Here is a 24,402-nt window from a genome sequence, read left to right on the forward strand (position 1 = left end):
TCGCATATGGACAGACAGGAAAAAGAAGAGTTGCGCAAACAGTTTGTCGGCGAAGTATTCGCTAGGCTTGTCGGCCCTTCATCACCCAGTGAGGAGCTCCGGGAGAAGCCCAATAAGCGTTATCTCACAGGCATGCTTTTCCCGAAAGGAGCGACCACAAGAGGCGCAACTGCAGACGAAGATGATTTGGCTGGAGATTCTTCTGTCGACGATGACCAGGCGGAGAGTGAGTCCGCCATGGATATGCTCTTCCAAAAGCTCCCTGCTTCCGTTGGCCTGACTTTTGCCATTGATGAGGAAGAGACCAAGATTCACGTAGAACTTGGGGGCGCCAGATACCTGAGGCAGGCGGCTGAGCTGGTAGCTGAGGAGGTAGATTCCGAGGAGGCACATAAGAAAGGCTCAAAGCGTAGGCATCTAGTTTGGAAGCGTATTTCATTAGTCCAGGGAGCTACTGGCGAGCTCGTCGAGTTTTCTGCAGCTTCGGATGGTGAGCAGGAGAGGCTGGTATTTGGTGGCAGGGCTAGTCTTCGCTTGTACATTCGGCGTGCACAGGGTGTTCGCATTGCTACCGTTTCGCTGGTGAACGAGAGCACAACTGGTGAGGAGGAATTTCTCCAAGTCGAGAACATCTTGTTCCAGGTTCGCATGAAGTGCCGACCCGTTAACGGCGTCACTGCTTACCCGGATCCACCGACTATCAGCGAGGATATCGAGTCAGAAGAGCTGGCGCTCCAGTATCGGGCCCTCCCCGCGTTTGCGGTTGGGCATGGCTGTGGTGTGGAGTGGCCTGAGGCTATTTTGGGGCGTGTTGAATCAGTTGCAGTAGATTTCGTGCCATCTCTGGAAGTTCCGCCAGTGACGACCGATATTGATTCCCTACCTGATGATGTGAAGGCAGCACTATCAATTTTTCGCTTGCAGGATTCAGAGTTCGATCCGATACCGGCATTTTCGAGATTCATCTCGGCATATCAGGAATGGTACGACGTGCTTGCCAAAGCGAGCTTCCCTGAGCGGTTCAAGAAGCCGCGGGATCGTATCTTGCTGCGCATCGATGGCGCGATAAAGCGGATGCAAGATGGCGTTCAGCTCCTCACATCTGAATCAGCGTCGATGGATGTCTTCAGGCTTGCCAATCGCGCGATGCTTCTTAGCATCGCACGGGCTGCAGCAAATCGAGATCGGGAGCCCGGGCAGGTCTATGAGGACGTTTCTCTTGCTGCTATTAATCCGGAGGACTTCCGCTGGCGCCCCTTCCAGTTAGCTTTCTTTCTGCTGTCGCTGCGTGGTCTGTGGGAGTCAGATCATGCGGATAGATCGATCGTAGACCTCATCTGGTTCCCAACTGGTGGCGGAAAAACAGAAGCGTACCTCGCGGTAGCTGCGTTTGAGATGATTCGTCGCCGGGTCATAGAGGGAGAGCGGGGTGGCGGTACGGCAATCATCAAGCGATACACCTTGCGCCTACTTACCATCCAACAGTTCGAGCGGGCCGGGAGCCTTATCTGTGCCCTCGAGACCCTGAGGCGAGCTGGGGCAATTCCGGGTGTGACAGCATTCAGCTTGGGTCTGTGGGTCGGGAAGGATTCCTCGCCAAATGATTACACTCATGCAGTTGCTGACCTCAACAAGATCCGTTCTGCAATAGGCAAGGTTGAGGGTGTCAAGGTACCGCTGAAGCAGTGCCCTGCGTGTGCTACGCCCATTGTGCCGTCACCGAAAGATGAAGGTGATGAGGGGGTTGGGCTGCGATTGGCAGATGGGGCCGTCGAAGTCTTCTGTCCGAATCCTTTTTGCTCATTTCATGAGGCATTGCCAATTAGCTTCATTGATGAGCACCTCTACGCATACCCCCCGACGATGCTTCTTGGCACGATCGACAAGTTTGCCATGCTCGCTTGGCGCGATGAAGCGCGAGCATTTTTCGGAACAGGCGGGCACGTCTCTCCCCCTTCGCTGGTCATCCAGGATGAGTTGCACCTTATCTCGGGGCCGCTTGGCACCTTGGCAGGTATTTATGAGGCTGCGATCGATACCGCCATCGGGTGTCTCGGCGCTCGAGCAAAATATATCTGTGCAACTGCAACGATACGTCGCGCGGATGACCAGATCAGAAAGCTCTATGGCCGAGAGGCGTCGCTCTTCCCACCTCCGGGCCTGGATGCGGCGGACTCTTTCTATTCCAAATCTGAGTCTAACGTAGCTGGACGACTTTATATTGGGGCGATGGGACAAGGACATACGCCGACTTTCTCGAACGTAATTACTGCTGCAGCTCTTCTTGCTGCAGGTGGTGTTATGAGGCAGCGAGTTGCAGAGCTTGCCGACACGTGGTGGACGCTTGTGGCCTACCACAACAGCAAGCGCGAACTAGGCAAGACACTCTCGCTGGCAAGAGACGACATCCCGGCGCGTCTGAAAGCGCTGGGCGAAAAGCGGACAGTATCTGGTGCGGGCGTAAAGGAACTATCTGCAAACCTAAGGGACAGTGAGATTCCTGAAGCGCTGCATCAACTTGGAATCGCGATTCCTGACCAGTCAGCTCTTGATTTTGTGGCTTGCACCAACATGCTTTCCGTAGGTGTTGATGTCCAGCGGCTTGGATTGATGATGGTCAACGGACAGCCGAAGACCGTTTCCGAATACATCCAGGCCTCAAGCCGAGTTGGTCGTGACAGCAAGCGCTTACCAGGTATTGTCCTTGCGTTGTTCAGTCCCTCAAAGCCTAGGGACCGTTCTCATTACGAGTTTTTCCGGGCTTTTCACAAGGGATACTACCGTCACGTAGAGCCGACAAGCGTCACCCCCTTTGCCCAGCCTGCGCAGGATCGAGGTCTCCACGGTGCTTTCCTAGCTCTAGTACGCATGGTGTCCGCCATTCACGCAAACAACCATGCATCAAAGATTAGTACGAAGAGTGACGAGATCTGGCAGCTTGCAGAAGTGTTCCTCAACCGTGTCGATGAGGCTCGCGACGGAGACATTCTTGAGTCTCGTGAGTGCCTGAGTCGCTTCATTGACGATTGGGTGGAGCTCGCAACTACTCATCGCAATAATCTTCGCTTTCAGAGTGGGGGGCGTGCTCACGCGAACCTAATCCGGCCCTTCCGGGAGCCTGGGCGGGGGTGGGAAACGCTGCAATCGCTCCGGAGTGTGGATACCCCACTCAAACTCAAGGTCCCCATGGTGCAGGAAAATGCGGCGGGGAGTCAGCTATGAAGCGTGAAATCCGATCCAGTGCAGTTGCCGGAATGGCCGGAGTAGGTGCGGTCATTGATGTAGGTCAGGAGTCTTTCCTGATACCGGGCATCGATTTGTGGAAGCAGGCTCAACTCAGGGTCATTGATCTCAGGCGTCTATCGTCCCGATTGCACAAGGTTCTCAAGGCGCCGAAGGAGGAGAATCCGACATTAATGGTTCGCAGATTTCCTCGTGCAATGTTCTGCGAAAAGTGCCGTAGCCTGACAAGCTGGAGGACGGATATGGAGAAGGAAGCCTCCGAACCTGTCTGTCCAAGTAACAGCTGTGGTGGAAAATTGGTTCCGATGAGGTTTGTTGCTGCTTGCGAGAACGGCCATCTGGACGATATTGACTGGGGCTTCTGGGCTCACAGTGGTAATCACGGGGCGAAGGGGGGATGCAAGGTTAGAAACCGATTGCATTTTGTCGTAGATGTGAAAGCTGCGACCGGGGGACTTGCGTCCCTGCGTGTCGAGTGCAAAGACTGCGGAAGTTCCCGAACGCTTGAGGATCTCGCTAGCAAGGTTATCGTGAAGGAGATGTTTCGAAATTGCACCGGCCGGCATCCGTGGATATTCGGAAAACAAGAAGAATGTACTGCGGACGTCGTCGTCCTCCAGCGCGGGGCCACCAACCTCCACTATCCGAGCACGATTTCTGCGCTTGATATCCCTGCCGATGTAGTCGAAAACCCTGCTGTCGAGTTCGCTGAGCAGGTCAAGCAGCATCCAAGGTATCAGAAAGTACTCAGTCTGATTAGAGATACTGAAGGGGACAATGGGGATTACATCGAGGAAGTTGTTGGATTTATGGCTGATGCAGTCGGATGTGATCCATCAGTCGTTCTGGATGTCTTGCAGGCAGATGCTGACGGCCGGCCCCTTGTTGCGGGAAACACTGCAAGCCAAGAAGCTGTAATCGATCAAGAGCTCTTGTTGGATGAAGAATGGCGAACGATCGAAAAGGCGCTGCATGACGGTGAACTGGTCAGTCAGAATTTTTCGGCTGTCAGAGAGGCGATAGCTCAATCCGCACCTAAATGGATGAAGCAGCTTATTGGTGGAGTGCTGTTGATCAGGCGTCTGAGGGAAGTTAGGGCCTATCTCGGTTTTCAACGAGTCAAGCCGGGAACTCCGGACAAGACCGTTCGCCCGGATGTAGGAGCAAACGAGCGTTGGCTGCCCGCGGCGGAGGTATTTGGAGAAGGCATCGTACTTGCGCTCGACTTCGACATGCTCGAAAACTGGGCGTCTAGCATTCCTGAAGGTGAGCAGAATGTGCTCGGTGCTCTGGAGCAGAAGCGACTCGACGAGAACTTCTGGTTCCTTCCTAGAGTGGACCCGGTGTTTCTCTCCATTCATACGCTCACCCATCTGCTGCTGCGGCGAATAACCTTCGAGTGTGGCTATTCATCTTCCTCCCTGAGGGAGCGCCTCTACTTTAATAGGGAGAAGAGATACGCGGCCATTATGATCTTTACAGCAGATGGCGACTCTGAAGGTTCATTGGGGGGACTGGTTCGCCAGGGGCGTGAGGATCGCTTAGCTCAATCGATCATCGAGGCATTAGACCAAGGGCGCTGGTGCTCGGCCGATCCAGTCTGTTCCGAAACAGCCGGCCAGGGACTTGGGGGCTTCAATCACGCCGCGTGTCACGCATGTAGTTTGGTTTCTGAAACAAGTTGTGTATCTGCTAATACCCTTTTGGATCGACGTATGTTGTTCGATCCGGTGTGGGGGTTGTTGAAGTACATGGAAAGCTCGAAATGAGATTGCCGAAGTTGAGGCAACTTACCGAAGAGCAGAAACAGATTTACCTCTATGCACCTTTGGATAGTCATGTGCTGGTACAAGGGCCTCCAGGTACTGGGAAGACGCTCATTGCATGTTTAAGGGCTATCGAGCTGCAGAAAAGGAAGGTGCCAGTTGTGCTTGGCATGTTCAACCAAGTATTGATGACCTATTCCTCAAATGCCGGAGTTGATGCTCCTATACCCTCCCAGACAGTGCATTCCTGGTTTAGGGAATGGTGGCGCGCGAGCGGTTTGCCTCCGCACCCTGGTGCATCTGGCCGAATTGCTGTGCAGGTTCCATATGAGGAAAAAGATTCAGCTAAGGAGGTCGGTGTATATTGGTGCAGCAATGAATGGCGGCCTTGGGAGACGCGTAGGGGTGTTTGGATGGTTGACTCGGAGGTGTACTTTCGGAACCCGGACGCATTTGAAAAATGGACGTTATGGCCTGAGCCTCCGGTTATTGACGACAACAAAAACCGTATCGATTGGGGAGAGGTCTCAAGACATCTGATTAACAATGACGAGCTTATTGGTGACTCTTTGCTCAATCTTGGTGTTCTGTTAGTAGATGAGGGGCAGGATTTCCCTCCAGCTTTTTACGCATTTCTGAGAGTGTTGTCTGCGCTTGGCCGGATGAGAAAGGTAAGTAATCCACTTCAGTGCTTTGTTCTGGCTGATGAGAATCAGCAGTTAACCGAAGAGAATTCAACTATCGAGCAGATCTATACTGAGCTAAAAATAATTGAGAAAAATAGATATCTTTTGCTAGATAATTTTAGAAATTCTAGGGAAATTGCTGAGTTGGCAAGGCGGTTTTTTGCTGATGTTGGTGTATTGCCAAGGCTGCCAACTAGAACATCTGAGAAGCCTTTGTATGAAATTTGTGCCGATAGATCTGTTATAGTTGAGAGGATTCTGACTTGGATTGTCAATAATCCGTTGAAGGAAGTTGGTGTTGTGGTTTTTGAAGAAGGGACGCGTGAAGATCTGGTTGATAGATTGCGAGGTGTAGTGCGTCGAATCAAAGGGCGGGTCATTACAGTTCAAACTTACTCTTGGTCATCTCGACGCCAGAATCCAGCTAATAAATTGGTCTTTGATGGTGCTGATGTCGTAACAGTTTTGAACATGCAAAGTTGCAAGGGGCTTGAGTTTGATGCTGTATTTATTGTCGACTCTCAGGAGGCTGCAATAGGGATATATGGCGCTGATAAGTACAAGATGCAGATGTTTGTTGCGGTTTCTCGAGCTAGAGATTGGGTTAGTCTGCTCGACGCGGGTCCTCGTGCAGGGCATGGAGTTTATCAAGAGATTCTTCCTGGTGAAGAGTATCTGTCGCGAGAAAATTCCACTTTGCCTAGCCACATAGAATTTTCAGTAACGCCTGATGGCTTGCACTCCGCTGATAAAAATCCACAGTCACCTGACTGGTTTATTGAGATTGAGCGGCTCGCTAGGAAATTGAGACTGCCACTAATCGACAAGCGTAAAAGGGGCGGTGCGGTTTGGGTGACGGCAGGCCATGAACACGCGAACTTGCTTGAGTCTCTTGGCTTTAAGTACAAGGCCGATCGTGGTGAATGGTGGAGGAAATAATGAAACAGTTGGAGATAAATGTGGGCCGGGGGCCTGGTGGAGATGTATTTCCTGCGTCAGAGAAAACGGGTTTAGCTAGTGAAAGTTATGTGCACGAAAAGCCAATGCCATTTGGGCCGGATGATGGTGGACGTCAGGCAACCGAAATGGTTGAGGAGAGCACCAAAGTGGGAGGTGCTTCCGGCGCACGATTATTTTTCCCCTGTAATCGCGAAGATGCTCTGATACTTCTCGGTGGTTTATGCATTTCTGAGTTTTTCCCAGTGCCCGATGTAAAGCTCGCTATTCAAGAGGCGGGCATTGCGTTGCTTGAGGGGGGGCTGCGCTCGGAAGAGGAGGTTCTTCTACACTCCGGGCGGACGGAGAAGTTTCCTGTGTTGATCGAGGTTTTTCCTGTTGTTGCTTTGATGCGACCGCGAATTCTCGAGCATAAGGACGTGATCAAGCTTTGGTTTCGCACTAGCTCAGAAGCCGACGAGTTTAAGTTTAGACCAGTAGATGAGTTTGATACCGAAACTTATTCTTGTGAAGTCGATGCCGCGCTTTTTGGATGGGCGGGTGAGCCACGCTTTTTGGTTCGGTCAGCAGCCTCTTTTCAACGAGTAGGATTGATCGCCGATCGATTCGCGGCCGGCGTAGGTTCGGTCTTGTCTTTGGGTAATGCCAGGCCGGATTGTAGAGCGGCGATCACAGAGTTCTTGGGGAGCTCTTGTAAGAAAGGAGCGTCTTCGGGTTTCGATTTTGTGACCGCATTTAGAGTTGCTCTTGAGCAGCGCGAAATAGATTTAAATTGCCAGGAAGCTATAGTTTCCGCATTTTTAGGTGCCGATGATCCCTCTCCTCGCCACCTGCTAAGTCGGGTTGCCGCAGGGTTTGCCAGTAGTGTAAAGGGAGGACATGAAGAGGAGGGGGATCGAAAGTGGCTTGAAGTTGCCGATGCTGTGATTCGCAATAGGATCGCTTTAACTGGTGACTGGTTGTCTGACGAAAAGTCTATCTTGCTTCGAGGTACACTGCTTGCGCTGATAGTCGATAACGTACAGGCGTTGGATGTATTTCTTGATGCGGAAAAACCTGCTGGTGTAAGAGTTTCTACTATCGCAGCATTTTTCGTGGGACTTAAGCAAGGGGTGATAAGCACTTCGTGGAAGGTGAAGAAGGTAAATGCTCGTCAAATTTCTTTAGTGGCTGCAATGATCGCGAAAGCTAGTGTCGATCCTTCGCGGGATATGGGAGGGTTGTTCTCAGTTTCGGAGTTTTTAGTAAATGCCTCCTGGGTTACGTCGATTATTGCCAGTGGTGAGAGTTTGGTTGAGTGGATGGAGGAGGTAGGGGAGGGGAAATACGGATATATACAAAAATGGATTTCTGGTTTCGATAGCTCAGAATTTGAGGTGCTGGGGGGAGGGCGAATACCTGGGTCGTTTCTTGTAAAATTGGGTTCAGAACACTTGGTTGAGATTTCTAGTTATCATTCCGTAGATCCCGAGATCCATTCGATTAGATTTTATCTTGATGAGCGTCAAAAACTTCGGAAGGTAAAAGACTTAGAGTCTATTCGCGCGGGAGGGTCAAGATTATGGTACCCGGGATTTGATGAGACGGGTTCTCGGTTCTTATTTTGTGATATTTATTCTCTGCCGGATATAAAGGGTGTGAACGCAATAATGCGGATGCTTCCTGGGGCGTTGGAATTTTATGCTTTGCCGCGGAAGACTCCTAGGTCTAGAAGGGTTAAGGTAGATCGTCTTTGATTTCTTGGTCTTGTGCGTAAAAGACGGTTTTGGTTGGGGCTTTTGATTGAGATGTGATTTTCAAGATTAGCAAAATTCTGATTTCATGCTACTTGAGTTCCTTGATTCCTATGAATAAGGAATTTTTTGGTGGGTTGAATGGGGAGTTTTTCTATGAGAATTATTTTGGTGTGGGGTTTTATTGTGTAATTTTTGGTGTTGGTTTAATTTTTTGCCCTGAAATTTCCAAAGTAACCTTTTCGTCTTCGCGGATGAAATAGGTAGAGCGATCAAGTACGTTGGAGTATTCAATGCGGCTCGGCCCGCGCAAAGCACACTCCCAGATTATCAATATGCGCCATCCTAATGCTTGCAGGGCATCTAGGGTTATTCTGTCCCTTATTGCATTGCCCTCAAGTTTGCTAGTCCAAAATTCTTTTCGTGTGGTTGGTTCTTTTGAAAGATTGCATCCATGCGCATGCCAGAAGCAGCCATGGACAAATACAACCGTTCGGAAGCGTGGAAAAACAAGGTCAGGACGGCCAGGTAGAGTCTTGACGTGAAGTCGATAGCGTAGGCCGCGTGCGTGAAGCCCGCGCCGGATCAGCATTTCAGGCTTGGTATCGCGACCGCGGATGCGGCTCATATTGAGCTGACGTTGTTCGGAGGTGAGTACGTCGACCATTTACCCTCCTATGCAATAGCATCGGCGACAATACTTCTCAGGCAAGCTCGGAGGTCAGTTGTGCTCATTCCCGGTCGTAGTGTAACCGCGCCAAATCGAAACTTTTCGCGATATTGCGGATGAAACAGGCGTCCCGGTACTGGTGTTTTGTGGAAATCGGATGTGAGGGCAGGCACATGTGGTGTGAGTAGATAGGCTGCCGTCACAACGCCTTCGATATGGCCACCTAGTGTCTTCTGAACCAGGGCGTCGCGATAAGTATGGATCGAGTTTAGAGCTTCATTCAGTCCATCGTTTATGCGGTACTTAGCATCCAGGACAATCACTCTTCGATCTGACCTACCGAAACCTGAGCCGGCGAAGACAATGTCTGGGATCATTGTGCGGCTGAAACTTCCTTCGCCGCTGGGCTCGACCCAATATTCGCGGTACTGCCTCTGGAAGCACAGCTCCTTTTCTGCATCTATCGGCACAATTATGGAGCCAGAGGCTATCGTCACGTTGTTTGTGGCATCGGTGATGAATAGGTTGCCTAAGTTCGTGCCGGAAGGGTTATATTCCGCGATAGCAGCGCGCAGAAGGCGAAGAAAGCACCAGAGCTCATACAGCTCGTAAGTTCTCGCTAGAGGCATCTGCAAAAAATCGCCGAACAACGCCGCGAGCCCCAGATTCATGTCTTGCCACAGTCGGTAGAAGCGATGATAGGTCGGATCGTTGCGGAACAGCGAGGACATATGTAACAGTGCCGGCCCGTCACCCACCTCAGCCATGAAGCCCGAACCTGCGGCATTCTTGAGCCTACGTCCGATATGACGTGCTCGGACCGCCCAGCTATCTGCTGCTGTGATAGTTTCTAGGTCGTTCGGTGTGCTGGTCTTTGCAAGTACGTCAGCGACACCAGAAAGCCATGAGGCCCACGACTTAAGGCAGGCTTTGATCTGGCGATGTTCAGGTATGTCCACGCTATTCCGGCGATGCCGCAACTTGATCTTTGCCGGCAGGTGTCCCTTGAGTGCGGCTGGCAGCCTGGACGGTCTAACCATCTCAGAGTGGATTACGCCGGATCGGAATGATTTGATGATCTCCGGTCCTGTTGCCCGTCTCGCTTGGTGTGAGGCTACGGTTATCTCCTCAGCACGTAGATAGTGGCGAGGCGAACGAGCGATTGCGGCAATCGTTTCGACAATTTCCTCTGTACGTGAACGCAGGAACTCGAGTCGCGCAAGTGGGGGGGGTCTGTTGCCCGATTGGCGTGCAATTCCTTTGCGGAATGCACTTAGTGAGAATAGTGCGAAAGTATCCTCAAGCACCTCGCGTACCATCGTGTCAAAATCTTCGCGGGTGAGTTTGTGTAAGTCCGGGTCAGTAGTTATTTGGAAACGGCGCGTACCTGTGCCGGGGATACGAAGTGCTGCCTCAATCACTCCGGCATGAAAGCCAGGTTTCCAGCGCCAGCGTGCTACATCCGGCTGACGGGAACGTAGTGCTTCCGCCGGTACATCATCAATTAGTAGTTCGGCAGCCAGTGCGTCTTCGCAGTCCCTCAGCTCAAACAGATACGTAGTCGCTTCCCGAATGGCTCCCTCGGGAACTGCATTAGGCACGGGCCAGACCTGCCATGCCTCTCCATCGCGTTCGGCTTGAATGTAGAGGGCTGTCATTGGTTACCGCATCGCCTGGAAGGAGCCGAAATCATCCAAATCATGCAGCAGTTTTCTGATATAAGCCTGGGCTCGTGGCAGGCCCACACAGGCCTTGTCGAGGCTGCTAAGCAGCGGGCGCTGTCGCTCTGCGCCACGCAGTTTTACTAGAACTTTTTGCACCAGCAGCTGGTCAGTTATATCGCTTGAGGCGCTCTTAAGATGAGTCGCATCGAAAGCGTGATAGCGTAGGAACTCTTCAATGAGGCGGTATCCGAATCCAAACCCATGCTGTTGCAGCATCCCATGAATTTCAGACAATTTCGGTTCTACCGCCGTCCGTGCGGTCCCGAGTTCAGGGCACCGGGCTGCAAGCGAGGCGATAAAACCAGGGACGTCTACGGCAGACATATCGATCACGGATGCTCGATCAAGGACCTTATCGCTGACGGGATTGGTTGTCTCATCGACATTTATGGTGCCGATGATGAACAAGTTTGGTGGTAGTGGCAGCTCGGAGCGTATGCTGCCTCCCGTGGTGCCTTCCAGAGGGATACTGTTAGAGTGCAGTTGTAAATTGCCTTTAGTCTCGATGCATGAAAGTACATCAGAGAGGTAATATTCAATTCTCGCGAGGTTCATTTCATCGAGCAGAACGAACACTGGTGATTGGCGGTGCGCAGTAGCGACCAGCACCGCCTCAAGGAATGTCGGCACGACATACCGGTTTGTTAATACGTCGTAGTAACCCGTCAAGCCAGTCGGATCCGTCCACTCGGGGCGGACAGGGCACTCAAAAAACAGTGGATCGGGCTCTGTATTCGATGTCAGTCCATGGACTGCACGGGCGTATTTCAAGGCCAATTGCGTTTTGCCTGTACCGGACAGGCCTGACAGGATGACAAAGTGTTTGTGACTAAGGAAGTTCAGTGCTGCATGGAGCCGCCTGACCTCTCCATTGGGATAGTAACCTCCAAGATCACCGACTGCTGTCTCAATGTCTGCGATCGGAATAGCTGACGGCATCCGTCGCATTAGAGGCCCAACTGTTTTCGTGTCAGCCCAGACTGACAGCTCATGAATCTTTTCCTGGCCGGCAAGCTTGCCCAGCCAGCCAATGAATTCACGAGCCAACAGACTACGTCGAGCCGACGCTGTTGGAGGATATAGAGACACGACGATCTCATCTGGCTCCACTGAGGGGCCGAACGGCGTTAAGTCAAAATCGAGGCTGTTCCAAAAGCCGGAATTACGCATCCAAAGTCGACCATCTTTTGCTAAGTATACGGCCGCCAAGTTATTGCGTTTGCTATATTTGAAAGGCTTATCTGACTCGCTCGCCTCTTCTTCGTTCTCCTCGCGGAGCTCGTCACTGCCACTCTTGGCGGACTCACCCAGCACCTTCATGTCGGTAAGCCGTGCCAAAAAATTCGTTTTGTCCTTCCGGACCAATATGGCGAAATAGACTTCGTCCTCTGGCGGGAACCTCATCACACACGCCATGATAAAAGCCTCAGCGTTATCACGGGCACTGTCCAGGTTCGGTACGCCGATCTGCACACCACCTTCCACTATCTTTGCGCTATTCGAAACTCCGAAGAGCTTATTGATGCGGGTATTCTTTGTGGCTCCGAAGTGCTCTTGCGCTGCTTCAAGAAATTGCCGCTGCCGATCGACAAGGTTCATCCACTGACTCCATTTCCGTCTGTTTAAGCGCTTTCATTATTTGCGTGGCTAGGGCTTTTGCTAGAAGCGGGGGCACGGCATTGCCTATCTGCTTGAATGCAGGGTTCATTGTGCCGCTGAAAAGGAATCCGTCCGGAAAAGACTGTAGTCGGGCGGCTTCGCGTACAGAAATTGTGCGTGCCTGTTTGCTGTCATAATGAATGTGGCTATAGCTGTCTTTACCCAGATGTGCCATAAGTGTGCGTGCAGGCTGATTGCTCCACATTTTTCGCCATTTGTTAGGGAACTTGCTGGCGTCGTACGGAGGTACGATGGAGTCCCAGAGAGCCTTGTAATCAGCAGAACCTTCCGCGAGTTCTTTTCCTGCTGCTTGGGCCGCTTCTAAGCGTTCATGGAACATTTCTACCGCATGTGCATAGGCTTCGGGATACTGATCTCCAGGGTTCATCCGGGCAAACAGCTCATAATCCCGAGGCAGATATCGAATGACATGATCCTTCGGACCTTCGCTCGATGCTTCGTGCCTAGGCCAAGTCCGCATAAGTGTTGCATAGGCGGAAGGCTTGTTGCGGCTGTAACCGGCGGGAGTATCGAAACGTCGAGCGCCACGTGCAATTTTTCCCTCAGCCAAGAGTTCCCTGGCGTTGATCACAGGTAGATCGCCCAGCGCCTCCTCGGCCGTCACTGCAGGCGGTAAGTCAGGGGTCGCTATTGGAGGCTCGATATAAGAATGAGCGTCGTCGAAGAGACCACGAAGTGACTTCAGAGCTACTGAGCGCGACCCTTCATATCCCGGAGGGAGCACCAACCAGTGAGTCGGTGAAGGGAAGGACACCTGCTGCCTGAGCTCCCTGCGATAGCCGATCAGGAACATCCGCTCGCGCATCTGGGGTACACCATAAAAGGCGGCGTTCAGAAGCGTATAGCCGCATACGTAGCCTTTAGCTTCCAGCACTTCGCACGTTTCTTCCGCAATGTTCTGGCCGCCATGGTTCAGGATGTCAGGAACGTTCTCCATGAGAACTGCAAGCGGTTGAAATGCGTCTACATACTCCAAGTACTTTTTGTAGAGCTGTGCCCTGGGGTCGTGAATAAACGCCTCAGGGTGGTCCTCAATCTCTCGTAGCTTGGAGCGGCCAACGCGAGCAAATGCTTGGCATGGCGGTCCTCCTACAACGACGTCGAATGCATCTGACACTTTTCCAGTGCCAAGGCGGGCGCAAAGCTCTGCTGGTGACGTCCGAGTAATGTCGATCGGCTGGCTATGAGCTTCGGCACCGCCATGGAAATTCAGCCCATGAGACCTTGCGGCATCCGGGTCGAACTCGACAGCTGCACGCATATCAAATCCGGCGGCCTCGAAGCCGAGAGAAATTCCGCCACAGCCGGCAAACAGGTCCAGAACACGAGGCTTTGCACCCGCTTGCAAGCGTGCGAGTTTGCGGAGAATTACTTCTTCAGTCATTGGAATCGAATCCTTGTCGTGCGGACAAGCGTAGAGGTAGCTCAAGCTGACCTTGCTGTTCATCTAGGAAGCGTTGAACGGCCATTCGGATGACCCAGGCAGCGGAGACATGGTTTGCATCTGCCAGGGCCTGGATTTGCAGGTGTGCGTCCTCAGGCAACAGGACGGACGTCCTGACAGTCTTGCGATCCGGTGCAACGGGGTTACGGGCCATGTGTGATGTTCGTCGCTGGATGGAAAGGCACCATTATGCATCACTATGCATAACCTTGCATCATCAGTTGGGGGGTAAGTCTTCGCCTTTGCAAGCGTCTTCTGGGAGGCGCCCACGTACCACGCGCTCATTCGTTTGTCCCAACTCCTAACTTCGCAGAATGTCTTCCAATCAAACTCATGAATTGCTTCTACGGCCGGAAAAGGGGACGGATTTATTTTTCCTGCTCTAACTTTCTATCCGATCCCTTTTATCTGTGGCATGACGACCACTTCGTCGCCCCGCCCTTTGCAGCAGACACTGTCGCGGACTATGCCCTGGATGCGACGAGCTGGTTTTCCGTCGCTGCCATCAGCACCGCCGTACTGCAGTCGAGCGCGCCGGCGATCTTGAAGATGATCGCCAGGGTGGGCATGTGCTCGCCGCGTTCGACCTTACCCATGTGCGAGCGTTCGATACTGGCCAGGTTGGCCAGCGACTCTTGCGCGAGCCTCGCTCCTTGCGCAGGGCGCGCACTGCTGCGCCGAAGGCTTGCGCCAGCTCGGCATCGAAGGTGGTGGAGCCGGTCTAAGGGAAAAGGGGACGGATTTATTTTTCCTGCTCTAACTTTCTATCCGATCCCTTTTATCTGTGGCATGACGACCACTTCGTCGCTCTGCCCTTTGCAGCAGACACTGTCGCGGGACTATGCCCTGGATGCGGCGAGCTGGTTTTCCGTCGCTGCCATCAGCGCCGCCGTACTGCAGTCGAGAGCGCCGGCGATCTTGAAGATGATTGCCAGGGTGGGCATGTGCTCGCCGCGCTCGACCTTGCCCATGTGCGAGCGTTCGATGCTGGCCAGGTTCGCCAGCGACTCTTGCGCGATGCCTTGCTCCTTGCGCAGGGCGCGCACTGCCGCGCCGAAGGCTTGCGCCAGCTCGGCATCGAAGGTGGTGGAGCCGGCCGGTCGGCCGGGTTGGACTGATCGCTTCTGCATGGGCAGAAGCGTCCGGTGGAGGGAGAATCAAAACCACGTTATATTTAACTCATTTCGGCATGTTCGGCGCTTTCATGCGCTGACGGATTTGCCGGCACGCACATTCTTGCATCTGCGCAGATGCACAAATCCGCATCGGCGGATTGAGAGATCGACCATGCACGGCCAGCTAACCGAATGGACCCGCGATGTTGCTGCCGTCCTCACTCGACCTCCCGGTCAGCCGCAACTACAGGCGTTGACCACCTGGCTGCAGCGTCTGGGCTTCATCGATCACTTCGTGCTGTTCATCTACGAGGGGCGTTATCTGCCGCTGTCGCTGTTCGACACCTTCCCGGCGCACCTACGGCAATTCTTCGTGCACGAGTATCAGGCAGGACCTTATCGATTGGACCCGTTCTACCTCGCTAGTCAGGGCGGCCAGGCGGAGGGGTTACACAGCATGCAAAGCCTGGCGCCCCAGGGCTTTTCTGCCAGTGAGTACTTCCGCAGCTATTACCGCCGCCTGGGCCTGTGCGAGGAGCTGGGCTTTTTCACCAGCCTGGAGGGCCAGGGCAGTGCGGTGCTGTCGCTGATGAGGCGACGGGGGAGGCTGTCGTTCAGCGAAAAGGAGCTGCGGCTATTTCGCAGTGCGGTGCCGGTGGTGGATGAGGTAGTGCGTTCGGCTTGGCAGGCGCATCGGCCGAAGGAGCAGCGTGTTGCCTATGACCTGGATGAGAGGGTTCGCAACGCGTTCGACCAGTTTGGGCACGAAGTGTTGAGCCCGCGTGAACGTCAGGTTGCCCGTTTGGTATTGCAAGGGAACACCAATAGCTCGATCGCGGAGTTACTCGGCATCCAGCGAGGAACGGTGAAGGTCCACCGCAAGAACCTTTACGACAAGTTGGAGATAGGCAGCCAGGCCGAGTTGCTGGCGGTGTTTATCAGGGAGCTCAAGGGCGGGTAATCCCCCCGACCTCGTTGACGGCGCTGGTGCAGGAAGAGCCGAGCTCGATCTCGCTAGCGGGCAGTGTCTTGCAGATATCCGAACCGGCATCCAGAGAACGGTAGCCGTGATCGAGGGGGAAGCAGTACGTGAAGGAAGTATGTACGAATTCGCCTCAATAGGTAGATGGGTTGGCAACCTGCAATAGCCCCGCACAGAACGGGGCTTTACCAGGTAGCACGATCACGCACATCTCGTCCTGTTGTTCAGCCGCTCGCACTCATCATGCGCCCCGGTTTGTTCTGCATGCCTGCCACCGACGAAATCGCCAGTTGCTCTGTCGATGATCCGATACCAGCAGGCATCCAGCGCGTTTGCTCCGTGATCCTCCACGTTCTTGATCCCTCTGACGCCTACACGTGGGACCCGTTTCACCGAAAAGCGTGCACTCATGGCGGACCTCCTGATTTGAGGGGATGAACCGAACAATTCTGATAACGGCGAATAGCCGACGTCGCGAGCATGAAGTCGAAACCGATCGTTTCCGAACCGTCGAAATCGCCTTCGTGCATGCACCTGGAGCATGTCATGGTTCTGTGAAGTGACCATTGCGACCTGGTGTCGCATGGTCCCGTGACTATGTTTCGTGACGTGATCGCCGGCAGGGCAGATGTCGTCATCCTGACTGAGGCGAAGGGGATTGGCGCAGAGCACGCCGGCAGCTGCCCTCTCCCCCGGCCCCTCTCCCTAAAGAGGAGAGGGGTGACTCGCGCCTGGTGCTTTGGAGTTACCTCCGGCTTGGTGGTGGCCTGAGCGTTCGCAGTGCGGTAGGGCATTGAGCTTGCGCACTTTCTCCCATTGGGTCGTCCAAAACGTCATCCACTGTAACTGCGTCCTCTATTGCGAGAGCGGCCAGCCAATGCCAATCCGTCCCTGCAGGCCAAGAAGGCCTACTACGCCAAGGCACGCCAATCCAATTACGCGGCCAGCCTGCGGCTGAAGGGCGTCGATGTGACGCCGGCCGATGCCGAGCGCAAGCTGCCTTCGCGTGAGTCCGTGCTGAGTGCCTACCATTCCAGGCAGGGCTGACGGCCGGGGCGCTGCGCACCCTGTTTGAACACCTCATCGTCAACGCCGGCTATGAGATCAGTTGGTGGCCGGTGGAGGAGGGTGAGTGGCTGCAGGCGAATGTCGATGCAGTGGTTTGCGACTACGGCGAGTGGATCCGTATCTTCGAGCGCTCCATCGGGCCGCCGATTGCCTGAATACCCGATTGCAGCAATGAACTGCATGGGCATCGTCCCACTCAACCCCTTCTTCGAATCTCCTCCTTCCCCATCGTGCGCCTCGTGAGTCTCGAGGTGCTGAATCGCCTCGCGTTTTCTGCCTCTGAGAAATGCCTGACAGCCCGGCGAGGTGGCCCGTACCTCTGTCGGCATAGGCGCCCTTCGCAGCGGCATTGATAGCCTTCGTTCATCAATCAAGTCGCGCGAGGAAAACCACCATGAGCGAGCCAACGCTCTACATCGATGGGCGTTGGGTGGCGCCGAGGCAAGGGCAACGGTTCTCCACCGTTGATCCGGCTCTGGAGAAACGCATCATGGAGTTGGGGGCGGCCGGTGCGGAGGATGTGGACCTGGCCGTGAAAGCTGCCCGAACGGCCTTCAATGGTGGCTGGGCGCAGATGCCTGGCAGCGAGAGGGCGGGGTACCTGAATGCGCTGGCCGACAACCTGGAGCTGCGCAAGGAGACCCTGGCGGGGCTGGAGGTTCGCGACAACGGCAAACCCTTGCTCGAAGCGGAGGCAGATGTGGCCGATGCCATCGAGTGTTTCCGCCACTACGCGAGGCTGGCGTGCGAGCTGGATGAACGTCAGGAGCAACTGCTGCATCTGAGGGATAAGGGTTTCAGCTGTCGGATTCGCCACGAGCCGTTGGGAGTGGTGGGGCTGATCATCCATTGGAGTTTCCCGTTGCTGATGGCGGCGCGGGCGATTGCGCCGGTGTTGGCAGCAGGGGCGACATGCGTGGTCGTGCCGTCGGAGCTCACGCCGCTGAGTGCCCTGGAGTTGGGGTTGGCGGCGAGCCGAGTCGGTCTCCCGCCCGGGGTGCTGAACATCCTGTCGGGCTTCGAGGGGCAGGTCGACCGGGCCTTGGTTCGGCACCCGGGCGTGGACAGGTTGTCCTTCGGTCGTTTGCCTTTCGGGGTCAAGATGCCCTTGACCGCCCTGGTCGGGGAAAGGAGGTTGAGTCCGGAATCAGGCGGCAAGGCGGGCTGCATTCTGTTCGACGACATCGACGTAGACGCCGCGGTGGAGGGGATAGTGCACGGCGCCTTCCTTAACCAGGGGCAGGCTTCTGGTTCCATCTCGCGATTGGTGGTTCAAGCGAGCATTGCGCCTCGCCTGCTGGAGCGGCTGGTTGAGTCCGTGCGCGGTATGCGTGTGGGCCATGGGATGGAGGCGGGGGTTCACATGGGGCCTCTCGTCAGTGCCAGGCAGCATCGGAAGTTCATCACGGTGGTTCAGCACGGCCAACGGGCTACCAAGTTGCTCATCGGTGGAAGACGCCCAGCCCACTTACCGGTCGGCCACTTCGTTGAAGCGACAATCTTCGATGAGCCCGACGTCAGGCATGAAATCTGGCGTGAGGACGTCCTTGGCCCTGTGATCTGCGTAAAGCGCTTCAAGACGGAAGCGGAGGCGTTGGCATTGCTCAATCACGACGGCGACGACCGGGCGACCGCAGTGTTCTCCGCTGACCTGGAGCGTGCCACTCGCATCGCCAACGGGCTGCGTGCCGGGACGACCTGGGTCAACTGCTCGCCCTCTGCCTTCACCCCAGAGCCCTCGGGGCTGGAGAGCTACCTGGAGAGAAAGCAGATCATCCATTACGACAGTGCCGAACGCTGGGGCTGGTACCCAAGGTAGGCGAGGGCGGGCAGCTCGGACGTTTCGCTGATAACAACAACAAGGAGACAACTCGATGGAAGGTTCCGCAATGCGCCGTGGTTTGAGTGCGCGGCATATTCGATTCATCGCACTGGGCTCGGCCATCGGCACGGGGTTGTTCTACGGCTCGGCGGCAGCCATCCAGTGGGCAGGGCCTTCGGTGCTATTGGCCTACCTGATTGGCGGCCTTGTGGTTTACCTGGTGATGCGTTCCCTGGGGGAAATGGCAGTGCGCTCGCCGGTGGCAGGCTCCTTCGGTCAGTACGCAAGCTGGTACCTGGGACGCTACGCGGGGTTTCTCACCGGCTGGACCTTCGCTTTCGCCATAGCGATGGTCTGTCTGGCTGATGTCACGGCCTTCGGCATTTATATGGGGCTGTGGTTTCCCGATACGCCGCGCTGGATCTGGGTATTGGGCATTGTCTGTTTCATCGCAGCGCTGAACCTGTGCAACGTGCGGGTGTTTGGCGAGCTGGAGTTCTGCCTGTCGCTGATCAAGGTACTGGCCATTGTCGCCATGATCACGGCCGGGCTGGCCGTGCTGCTGATGGGCATCCGGCTGGGCGATGGTTCGGGCGGGGAGCCGACGCTCAGCAACCTCTGGGCCCATGGCGGGTTCTTCCCCAATGGCGTCGAGGGCATGGTGGCGTCCTTCACGATCGTGATGTTCGCCTTCAGCGGTATCGAAGTGATTGGCCTCACGGCGGGAGAAGCGAAGGACCCGCAACGGATGATCCCCAAAGCCATCAATTCGGTGCCGTTACGCATCCTTCTGTTCTACGCGCTGACGTTGCTGGTGCTGATGGCTCTCTATCCCTGGCCGAAGATCGGTAGCCAGGGCAGTCCCTTCGTTCAGATTTTCAGTGGGCTTGGAATCGAGTCGGCCGCCAGCATTCTCAACCTGGTGGTGATTTCGGCAGTGGTATCGGCGATCAACAGCGACATCTTCTGCACGGGTCGGATGCTCTACGGCATGGCTGAGATCGGCCATGCGCCTGCAGCGTTCGGGCGTTTGTCTCGCCATGGCGTGCCCTGGATGACCGTGGTGGTCATCGCCGTCGCGCTGCTGTTGGGCGTGTTGCTCAACTATCTGATGCCGAATGAGCTGTTCCTGACATTCGCATCGCTGGTGACGTTCGCCGGGGTGTGGGTATGGCTGATGATCCTGCTCTCCCAGGTGGCGATGCGTCGGAGCCTTGGCGAGGTGGAGGTCGCGAAGCTGCACTTCCGGGTACCGTTCTGGCCTTACGGGCAGTACTTCGCCATCGCCTTCATGGTGTTCATGTTCGTGGTTCTGGGCATCTTCCCGGAAACGCGAGTGGCGCTCTATGTCGGCGCCGTCTGGCTGGTTCTGCTCTCGCTTGCCTACTGGCGTTGGGTGCGGCCAAAGGAGGTTGATTCACGTGCGCTTGAGTTGCCCTGACTGAGATGACGGCCCTTCGTGGCCCTGTCGAAGCGCATTACCTTGGGAAAGAAAGGAGTCCTGCATGACGCGGCACAGTTATGAGTTCGAGCTTCCTCAATCGACGGTCGAGGCGTTCCAGCGCGACGGTGCGGTTTGCATCCGCCAGCTGTTTACGGCCGATGAAGTGGCGCTGCTGGAGCGAGGTATCGAAATCAACCTCGCCTCACCCAGCGACAGGGCCAAGGTGGCCAGCAGTCCCGATGACCCGGGCTGGTTCTTCGAGGACTTCTGCAACTGGCGAGAGATAGAGGAGTACCGGCGCTTCATTTTTGAGAGTCGCGTGGGATCGGTAGCGGCGCAGTTGATGGGAGGTGGCGGAGCGCGTCTGTACCACGATCACTTGCTGGTGAAGGAGCCCAATACCCGTCAACGCACGCCGTGGCACCAGGACCAGCCGTACTACAACGTGGACGGCAAGCAGAACTGCAGCATGTGGATGCCGGTGGATCCGGTGGCGCGGGAGTCGACGCTGGAGTTTGTCGCCGGTTCGCATCTAGGGCCCTGGCTCATGCCGCGGAGTTTCCTGGACAACCAGGCCAAATGGTTCCCGGAAGGCACTCTGGCGGACTTGCCGGATATAGAAGCGGATCGAGGGAGGTGGAACATCCTGGGCTGGGAACTGGAGCCGGGAGATGCGGTGTTCTTTCATATGTTGACCCTGCACGCCTCTGGCGGGGTGGGCGGGCAACGGCGTCGGCGGGCGTTCTCCCTGCGCTTCCTCGGCGATGACATGCGCCACGCACCGCGTGCCTGGAAAACCTCGCCAGAGTTTCCCGGGCTGGTCGACCAACTCGCGGACGGATCGCCGCTGAACCACCCCTTGTTCCCGGTGCTCTGGCCCAGGGTGGTGTGACGGGTGGGTTCTTTACGCCGCCTGTGGTCACGTCGTTGTTTCCGGCAGGCGGCGTATCGTGAAAGACAGACTCCATTTCAGAGAAAGGCCGGTTCAGAAATGAACCGGCCTTTTTTCGTATGCGTTCGACAAAAGAAGCCCGGCATATAGCCGGGCCTCAGGTGGGCGAAGTGTTTACTCAGACATGCTGAGGTTTCGCTCGGTTTTTAGGGCCGTCCGCCGCCCTTGTTCGGGTTGTTCCAATCGTCAGGCCTGTCTTCGGTTGAAGGGTTGCGCGGCTGCTGCCGTTGCGGATCGTTGGGGTTCTGGGTTTGACCGCCCTGGCGTCCAGGGTCCTGACCTTGGCCTCCCTGGCCACCTTGACCCGGCATACGACCAGGGTTCTGTGGATTCTGGTTCGGGTTTTGCCCCTGGCCGCCTTGCCCGCCTTGTTCCTGACCTTGGCCAGGCTTCTGGTTTGGATTTTGGTTCGGGTTCATATATCACCTCGAGGGAGGCCGCATGTGGCCTCAACCGTTCGAGGCAGGAGCATCCAGAGACGTTCAACCTTTCGGTCAGAGTGTTGATTGCCTCATGTTTCCCTTCGATCCATGCCGGCGAGTTCAGAGGTGGCATGGAGCTAGGTCGCGACGGCCGGCCTCGAACTATGCAGATGTGTTGGCGGCGATGGCGCAGGAGAGGCGCGTGGTTCAGATGAGGGGCTCAAATGACGAACCGCAGCGATCATTGAGATGCGCTGCGGTCCGGAGAGGCAGTGGTCAGTGAGCTGTGGCAGGGGCCCCAGACCGAGTCTGATGATTCCAGCAGTGAACTTCGCTGATCGCTGCCTCACACTTATTCCGAGTACTCCAGTTGCTAAATCGTTCAAGGCCATTTGTCGTGAATCTCGCACGTGGACACTCTGGCGAGAGGTCAACACATTGGTCGCGTCCGGGCCCACGCGGCTAGTTCAGATTCGTCATCGCCTCGTGCAAACGGCAGGTGAGCGAGGTCGCGCACAAAGAAGAAGTAAGCTTGCTCCTTGCCGCATGGGCCTGCCTTCTTGTGGAGCCTCGACCAGTCAGGGTCATGGTCGTCTGGTTCTCGCACCGCTCACTGTCCCACAATCTCCCGATACCGCTTCTGGTACTCCTCGTAGTTCAGCCTTTCGCGGTTAAGCTGCTCCAGCTGTTGCTGCTTTCCTTGCTCATGGCTCGTCGCAAATTGGGCGGCTGGGGCGGGTGGAGGGGCGCTTGGAGAGGTTTCGTGGGGGCGGATTTCATCGAACATGCGCTTGGCTAGCGCCTGAACCTGCTCATTAGTCATTGCGGTGGAAATGCTTTCCCAGGAAGAAGCATTGGTGTTGTAGCTGCGCTCGCCGTATTCCTTGGCGGTCTGCGCATCGAGGTAGATGACTCGCGCATCCACCCAGGCGTCCTCGTCGCTCTCGGGGTCGGAGACATAGAGGAAGTCGTCCACTTTGATTATCAGGAGCAAGCCCGGCGTAGACGTGGTGGTAATGGGGCCAACCTGTTCGGTCACGGAGTACCCGTAAGAGGACGCTTCCTTCTCGATGGCGGTACGCCAAGAGTCTTTAAACCGATCCCAGTGGGCATTCCTGAACACCTGGTTGCCCGCTTTGAAATTGACGATCAATTGCGTACGCGAGTCAGTGGGAACCGCAAGTGGCGCAGTAGGCAGGTCCTCCGGTGCGTCGGTCGCACAGCCAGTGATCAGCACAGCAGTGAGGAAAAGCAGAGTAGCGCGCATAGCGATGTCCTAGGCGGTATTGGCTTAACCCTTTCGGGCATTCCAGATCCGCAACCCTCTGGCGTGAATATCACGCCCTCGATCTTGGCGGTCTGGTTCTCGTACCTGTCGTTGTCAGAGATTAGCTTGAAGTGGCCCGCATTTGGGGGCCTGGCTGCGCTTGATGAACAGGTGATTCAACCACGTCAACACGTGCAGCTGAACGCCTTGAAAATCACATGGTTGTTCTCTTGGCGTGGGCTCTTGGACTTGCCCTTATGATTCGTTGAACGGTCTGCTGCGTGATGGCTGCCTCCCGTGCCAGCTTCCCCTTGCTCCCTTCAACCGCTTCATCTCGGCTTCGGTCCGTTCGCCAATCTTCATGCTGTTGTTATCGCCTTGTCGTTTCCTGTAGGCGGCGTATCGTGAAAAGTACACTCCTGTATGGAGGTGCTCCTATGTTCCAGGTAATGCGAAATGGCGAGAACCGCGTAGACGTCGACTTTGCGGGAAAACTCGATAGCGATGACATGCGCGCTGCGATCAATCAGTTGTCGCAGCAGTCCGAAGGCATCGCCCACGGCCGAATGCTCTATCGGATAGGCAAATTCGATATGCCGACGCTTGGCGCCATGGCCGTTGAGGTCTCTCACATTCCACAGCTGTTCAAGGTGGTCCGCCGATTTGATCGCATGGCGGTGGTGGCCGACACGGGATGGGTGAGGAAGGTGAGCGAGGTTGAGGGGGCGCTGATTCCGGGATTGACGATTAAGGCTTTCGGTTCGCAACAAGCGGCGGAAGCTGAAGCCTGGTTGCAGCGCTGAAGCCTTCGGAGACCCATCGCTAGCGCCGCCTTCGGGCGGCGCTTCTATTTATAGAGGGGGAGGGTGGTACTGCGGCTTTCCCGTCGAAATGGCGAAAAGGTTTCAATTAAGTGTTGACGGCAGATTCTGCATCCCTATAATGCGCCCCAATTCCGGCGCAGTCGCCAAGCAAAACTCCTTGTAAATCAATGAGTTGAATGTTTGGGGAGGGTGCTGGAGGGTTCCGCTTCGAGAAGTTCGCCGCTGGCGAATGAGGCTGAACAGGAGGTGTTGACAGTGAGTTTGAACGCTGTAGAATGCGCCTCCCGCTGACGAGAAGAGTGAATCGGATCGGAAGCGCAAGCGGTTGAGTAGAAAAGAGATTTTCGAAAAACAGCTTGACAGTAAGAAGGGCTGCTGTAGAATGCGCGGCCTCGGTTGAGACGAAAGACTTGATCGAAACGCTCTTTAACAACTGAATCAAGCAATTCGTGTGGGTGCTTGTGAGGTAAGACTGGTAGTCAACTGATTATCAGCATCACAAGTAACACTCGTGAATTCGAGAGTTTATTTGCGATTGCTGAGCCAAGTTTAGGGTTTTCTCAAAACCCAAGCAGTATTGAACTGAAGAGTTTGATCATGGCT

General features: G+C 55.2%; 18 protein-coding genes. 10 read left to right on the top strand and 8 right to left on the bottom strand.

Translation table 11 applies throughout. The features are described 5' to 3' along the window. Positions 1 to 6: 6 nt before the first annotated feature. Genes DM872_RS26475 through DM872_RS26490 form a run of 4 tightly spaced genes read left to right on the top strand, consistent with a single transcriptional unit; the run spans position 7 to position 8,388 of the window. Positions 7 to 3,222, top strand: a complete 3,216-nt coding sequence (locus tag DM872_RS26475) for a helicase-related protein (protein ID WP_179062178.1) — start codon at positions 7 to 9, stop codon at positions 3,220 to 3,222. Beyond that, positions 3,219 to 5,012: a DUF1998 domain-containing protein gene (gene drmB, locus DM872_RS26480; RefSeq protein WP_179062179.1), complete on the top strand. Its 1,794-nt coding sequence runs from the start codon at positions 3,219 to 3,221 to the stop codon at positions 5,010 to 5,012. The genes DM872_RS26475 and drmB overlap by 4 nt, the downstream gene beginning before the upstream one ends. Beyond that, complete coding sequence (locus DM872_RS26485; RefSeq protein ID WP_179062180.1) at positions 5,009 to 6,634, top strand: ATP-binding domain-containing protein; 1,626 nt, start codon at positions 5,009 to 5,011, stop codon at positions 6,632 to 6,634. Before drmB ends, DM872_RS26485 begins: the two co-directional genes overlap by 4 nt. Then, the gene (locus tag DM872_RS26490) at positions 6,634 to 8,388 is read left to right on the top strand and encodes a hypothetical protein (protein WP_179062181.1); all 1,755 of its coding nucleotides are present in this window, start codon (positions 6,634 to 6,636) and stop codon (positions 8,386 to 8,388) included. Before DM872_RS26485 ends, DM872_RS26490 begins: the two co-directional genes overlap by 1 nt. Positions 8,389 to 8,566: 178 nt before the next feature. Here the strand turns inward: DM872_RS26490 and DM872_RS26495 are convergent, their stop codons facing one another. From DM872_RS26495 to DM872_RS26520, 6 genes are all read right to left on the bottom strand, one after another. After that, on the bottom strand, positions 8,567 to 9,052 hold the full coding sequence (locus DM872_RS26495) for a very short patch repair endonuclease (protein WP_179062182.1): 486 nt from the start codon (positions 9,050 to 9,052) through the stop codon (positions 8,567 to 8,569). Positions 9,053 to 9,060: 8 nt separating this feature from the next. Continuing rightward, positions 9,061 to 10,713 carry a DUF2357 domain-containing protein gene (locus DM872_RS26500; RefSeq protein ID WP_179062183.1) on the bottom strand — a complete coding sequence of 551 codons (1,653 nt, stop codon included), beginning with the start codon at positions 10,711 to 10,713 and terminating at the stop codon, positions 9,061 to 9,063. Positions 10,714 to 10,716: 3 nt separating this feature from the next. Further along, a complete protein-coding gene (locus tag DM872_RS26505; protein WP_179062184.1) occupies positions 10,717 to 12,378 on the bottom strand; it encodes an McrB family protein in 1,662 nt (553 codons plus the stop codon). Continuing rightward, positions 12,344 to 13,906 (bottom strand): DNA cytosine methyltransferase, encoded by a 1,563-nt coding sequence (locus DM872_RS26510; RefSeq protein WP_256873481.1) that lies wholly within the window; start codon positions 13,904 to 13,906, stop codon positions 12,344 to 12,346. Before DM872_RS26510 ends, DM872_RS26505 begins: the two co-directional genes overlap by 35 nt. 461 nt (positions 13,907 to 14,367) lie before the next feature. Continuing rightward, on the bottom strand, positions 14,368 to 14,499 hold the full coding sequence (locus tag DM872_RS31085) for a helix-turn-helix domain-containing protein (RefSeq protein WP_444860453.1): 132 nt from the start codon (positions 14,497 to 14,499) through the stop codon (positions 14,368 to 14,370). A gap of 243 nt (positions 14,500 to 14,742) precedes the next feature. Continuing rightward, complete coding sequence (locus DM872_RS26520) at positions 14,743 to 15,033, bottom strand: helix-turn-helix domain-containing protein (protein WP_179062185.1); 291 nt, start codon at positions 15,031 to 15,033, stop codon at positions 14,743 to 14,745. Positions 15,034 to 15,190: 157 nt separating this feature from the next. Between DM872_RS26520 and DM872_RS26525 the strand changes: the two genes are divergently transcribed. After that, positions 15,191 to 15,979, top strand: a complete 789-nt coding sequence (locus DM872_RS26525; protein WP_179062186.1) for a helix-turn-helix transcriptional regulator — start codon at positions 15,191 to 15,193, stop codon at positions 15,977 to 15,979. Positions 15,980 to 16,201: 222 nt separating this feature from the next. On the opposite strand, the gene DM872_RS26530 is transcribed toward DM872_RS26525, so the two are convergent. Beyond that, positions 16,202 to 16,411, bottom strand: a complete 210-nt coding sequence (locus tag DM872_RS26530) for a hypothetical protein (protein WP_179062187.1) — start codon at positions 16,409 to 16,411, stop codon at positions 16,202 to 16,204. A 447-nt stretch (positions 16,412 to 16,858) separates the two neighbouring features. Here DM872_RS26530 and DM872_RS26535 point away from each other — a divergent pair, with 447 nt between their 5' ends. The 4 genes from DM872_RS26535 to DM872_RS26550 all read left to right on the top strand — a co-directional run bounded on the left by DM872_RS26535 (position 16,859) and on the right by DM872_RS26550 (position 21,226). Continuing rightward, positions 16,859 to 17,047, top strand: coding sequence for a YhfG family protein (locus DM872_RS26535; protein WP_179062188.1), 189 nt, complete (start codon positions 16,859 to 16,861; stop codon positions 17,045 to 17,047). A 415-nt stretch (positions 17,048 to 17,462) separates the two neighbouring features. Next, entirely contained in the window at positions 17,463 to 18,887 is a 1,425-nt protein-coding gene (locus DM872_RS26540; protein ID WP_179062189.1) for an aldehyde dehydrogenase family protein, read from the top strand. 55 nt (positions 18,888 to 18,942) lie between these two features. Further along, positions 18,943 to 20,331: an amino acid permease gene (locus DM872_RS26545; RefSeq protein ID WP_179062190.1), complete on the top strand. Its 1,389-nt coding sequence runs from the start codon at positions 18,943 to 18,945 to the stop codon at positions 20,329 to 20,331. Between the two features lie 64 nt (positions 20,332 to 20,395). Then, on the top strand, positions 20,396 to 21,226 hold the full coding sequence (locus DM872_RS26550; RefSeq protein ID WP_179062191.1) for a phytanoyl-CoA dioxygenase family protein: 831 nt from the start codon (positions 20,396 to 20,398) through the stop codon (positions 21,224 to 21,226). A gap of 1,092 nt (positions 21,227 to 22,318) precedes the next feature. Here the strand turns inward: DM872_RS26550 and DM872_RS26555 are convergent. Then, positions 22,319 to 22,975 carry a hypothetical protein gene (locus DM872_RS26555; protein WP_179062192.1) on the bottom strand — a complete coding sequence of 219 codons (657 nt, stop codon included), beginning with the start codon at positions 22,973 to 22,975 and terminating at the stop codon, positions 22,319 to 22,321. A 437-nt stretch (positions 22,976 to 23,412) separates the two neighbouring features. Between DM872_RS26555 and DM872_RS26560 the strand changes: the two genes are divergently transcribed. Beyond that, on the top strand, positions 23,413 to 23,778 hold the full coding sequence (locus DM872_RS26560) for an STAS/SEC14 domain-containing protein (protein ID WP_077526042.1): 366 nt from the start codon (positions 23,413 to 23,415) through the stop codon (positions 23,776 to 23,778). The last annotated feature ends 624 nt before the right edge of the window (positions 23,779 to 24,402 follow it).

The organism is Pseudomonas taiwanensis (assembly GCF_013393345.1).
Taxonomy (GTDB): Bacteria; Pseudomonadota; Gammaproteobacteria; order Pseudomonadales; family Pseudomonadaceae; genus Metapseudomonas; species Metapseudomonas resinovorans_C.

Coding starts and splice junctions, on each gene's coding strand:
- DM872_RS26550 (WP_179062191.1), top strand. CDS start 20,396: ATGACGCGGCACAGTTATGAGTTCGAGCTTCCTCAATCGACGGTCGAG.
- DM872_RS31085 (WP_444860453.1), bottom strand. CDS start 14,499: ATGGGTAAGGTCGAACGCGGCGAGCACATGCCCACCCTGGCGATCATC.
- DM872_RS26540 (WP_179062189.1), top strand. CDS start 17,463: ATGAGCGAGCCAACGCTCTACATCGATGGGCGTTGGGTGGCGCCGAGG.
- DM872_RS26525 (WP_179062186.1), top strand. CDS start 15,191: ATGCACGGCCAGCTAACCGAATGGACCCGCGATGTTGCTGCCGTCCTC.
- DM872_RS26485 (WP_179062180.1), top strand. CDS start 5,009: ATGAGATTGCCGAAGTTGAGGCAACTTACCGAAGAGCAGAAACAGATT.
- DM872_RS26555 (WP_179062192.1), bottom strand. CDS start 22,975: ATGCGCGCTACTCTGCTTTTCCTCACTGCTGTGCTGATCACTGGCTGT.
- DM872_RS26520 (WP_179062185.1), bottom strand. CDS start 15,033: ATGCAGAAGCGATCAGTCCAACCCGGCCGACCGGCCGGCTCCACCACC.
- DM872_RS26545 (WP_179062190.1), top strand. CDS start 18,943: ATGGAAGGTTCCGCAATGCGCCGTGGTTTGAGTGCGCGGCATATTCGA.
- DM872_RS26560 (WP_077526042.1), top strand. CDS start 23,413: ATGTTCCAGGTAATGCGAAATGGCGAGAACCGCGTAGACGTCGACTTT.
- drmB (WP_179062179.1), top strand. CDS start 3,219: ATGAAGCGTGAAATCCGATCCAGTGCAGTTGCCGGAATGGCCGGAGTA.
- DM872_RS26510 (WP_256873481.1), bottom strand. CDS start 13,906: ATGAACAGCAAGGTCAGCTTGAGCTACCTCTACGCTTGTCCGCACGAC.
- DM872_RS26495 (WP_179062182.1), bottom strand. CDS start 9,052: ATGGTCGACGTACTCACCTCCGAACAACGTCAGCTCAATATGAGCCGC.
- DM872_RS26505 (WP_179062184.1), bottom strand. CDS start 12,378: ATGAACCTTGTCGATCGGCAGCGGCAATTTCTTGAAGCAGCGCAAGAG.
- DM872_RS26475 (WP_179062178.1), top strand. CDS start 7: ATGGACAGACAGGAAAAAGAAGAGTTGCGCAAACAGTTTGTCGGCGAA.
- DM872_RS26530 (WP_179062187.1), bottom strand. CDS start 16,411: ATGAGTGCACGCTTTTCGGTGAAACGGGTCCCACGTGTAGGCGTCAGA.
- DM872_RS26500 (WP_179062183.1), bottom strand. CDS start 10,713: ATGACAGCCCTCTACATTCAAGCCGAACGCGATGGAGAGGCATGGCAG.
- DM872_RS26490 (WP_179062181.1), top strand. CDS start 6,634: ATGAAACAGTTGGAGATAAATGTGGGCCGGGGGCCTGGTGGAGATGTA.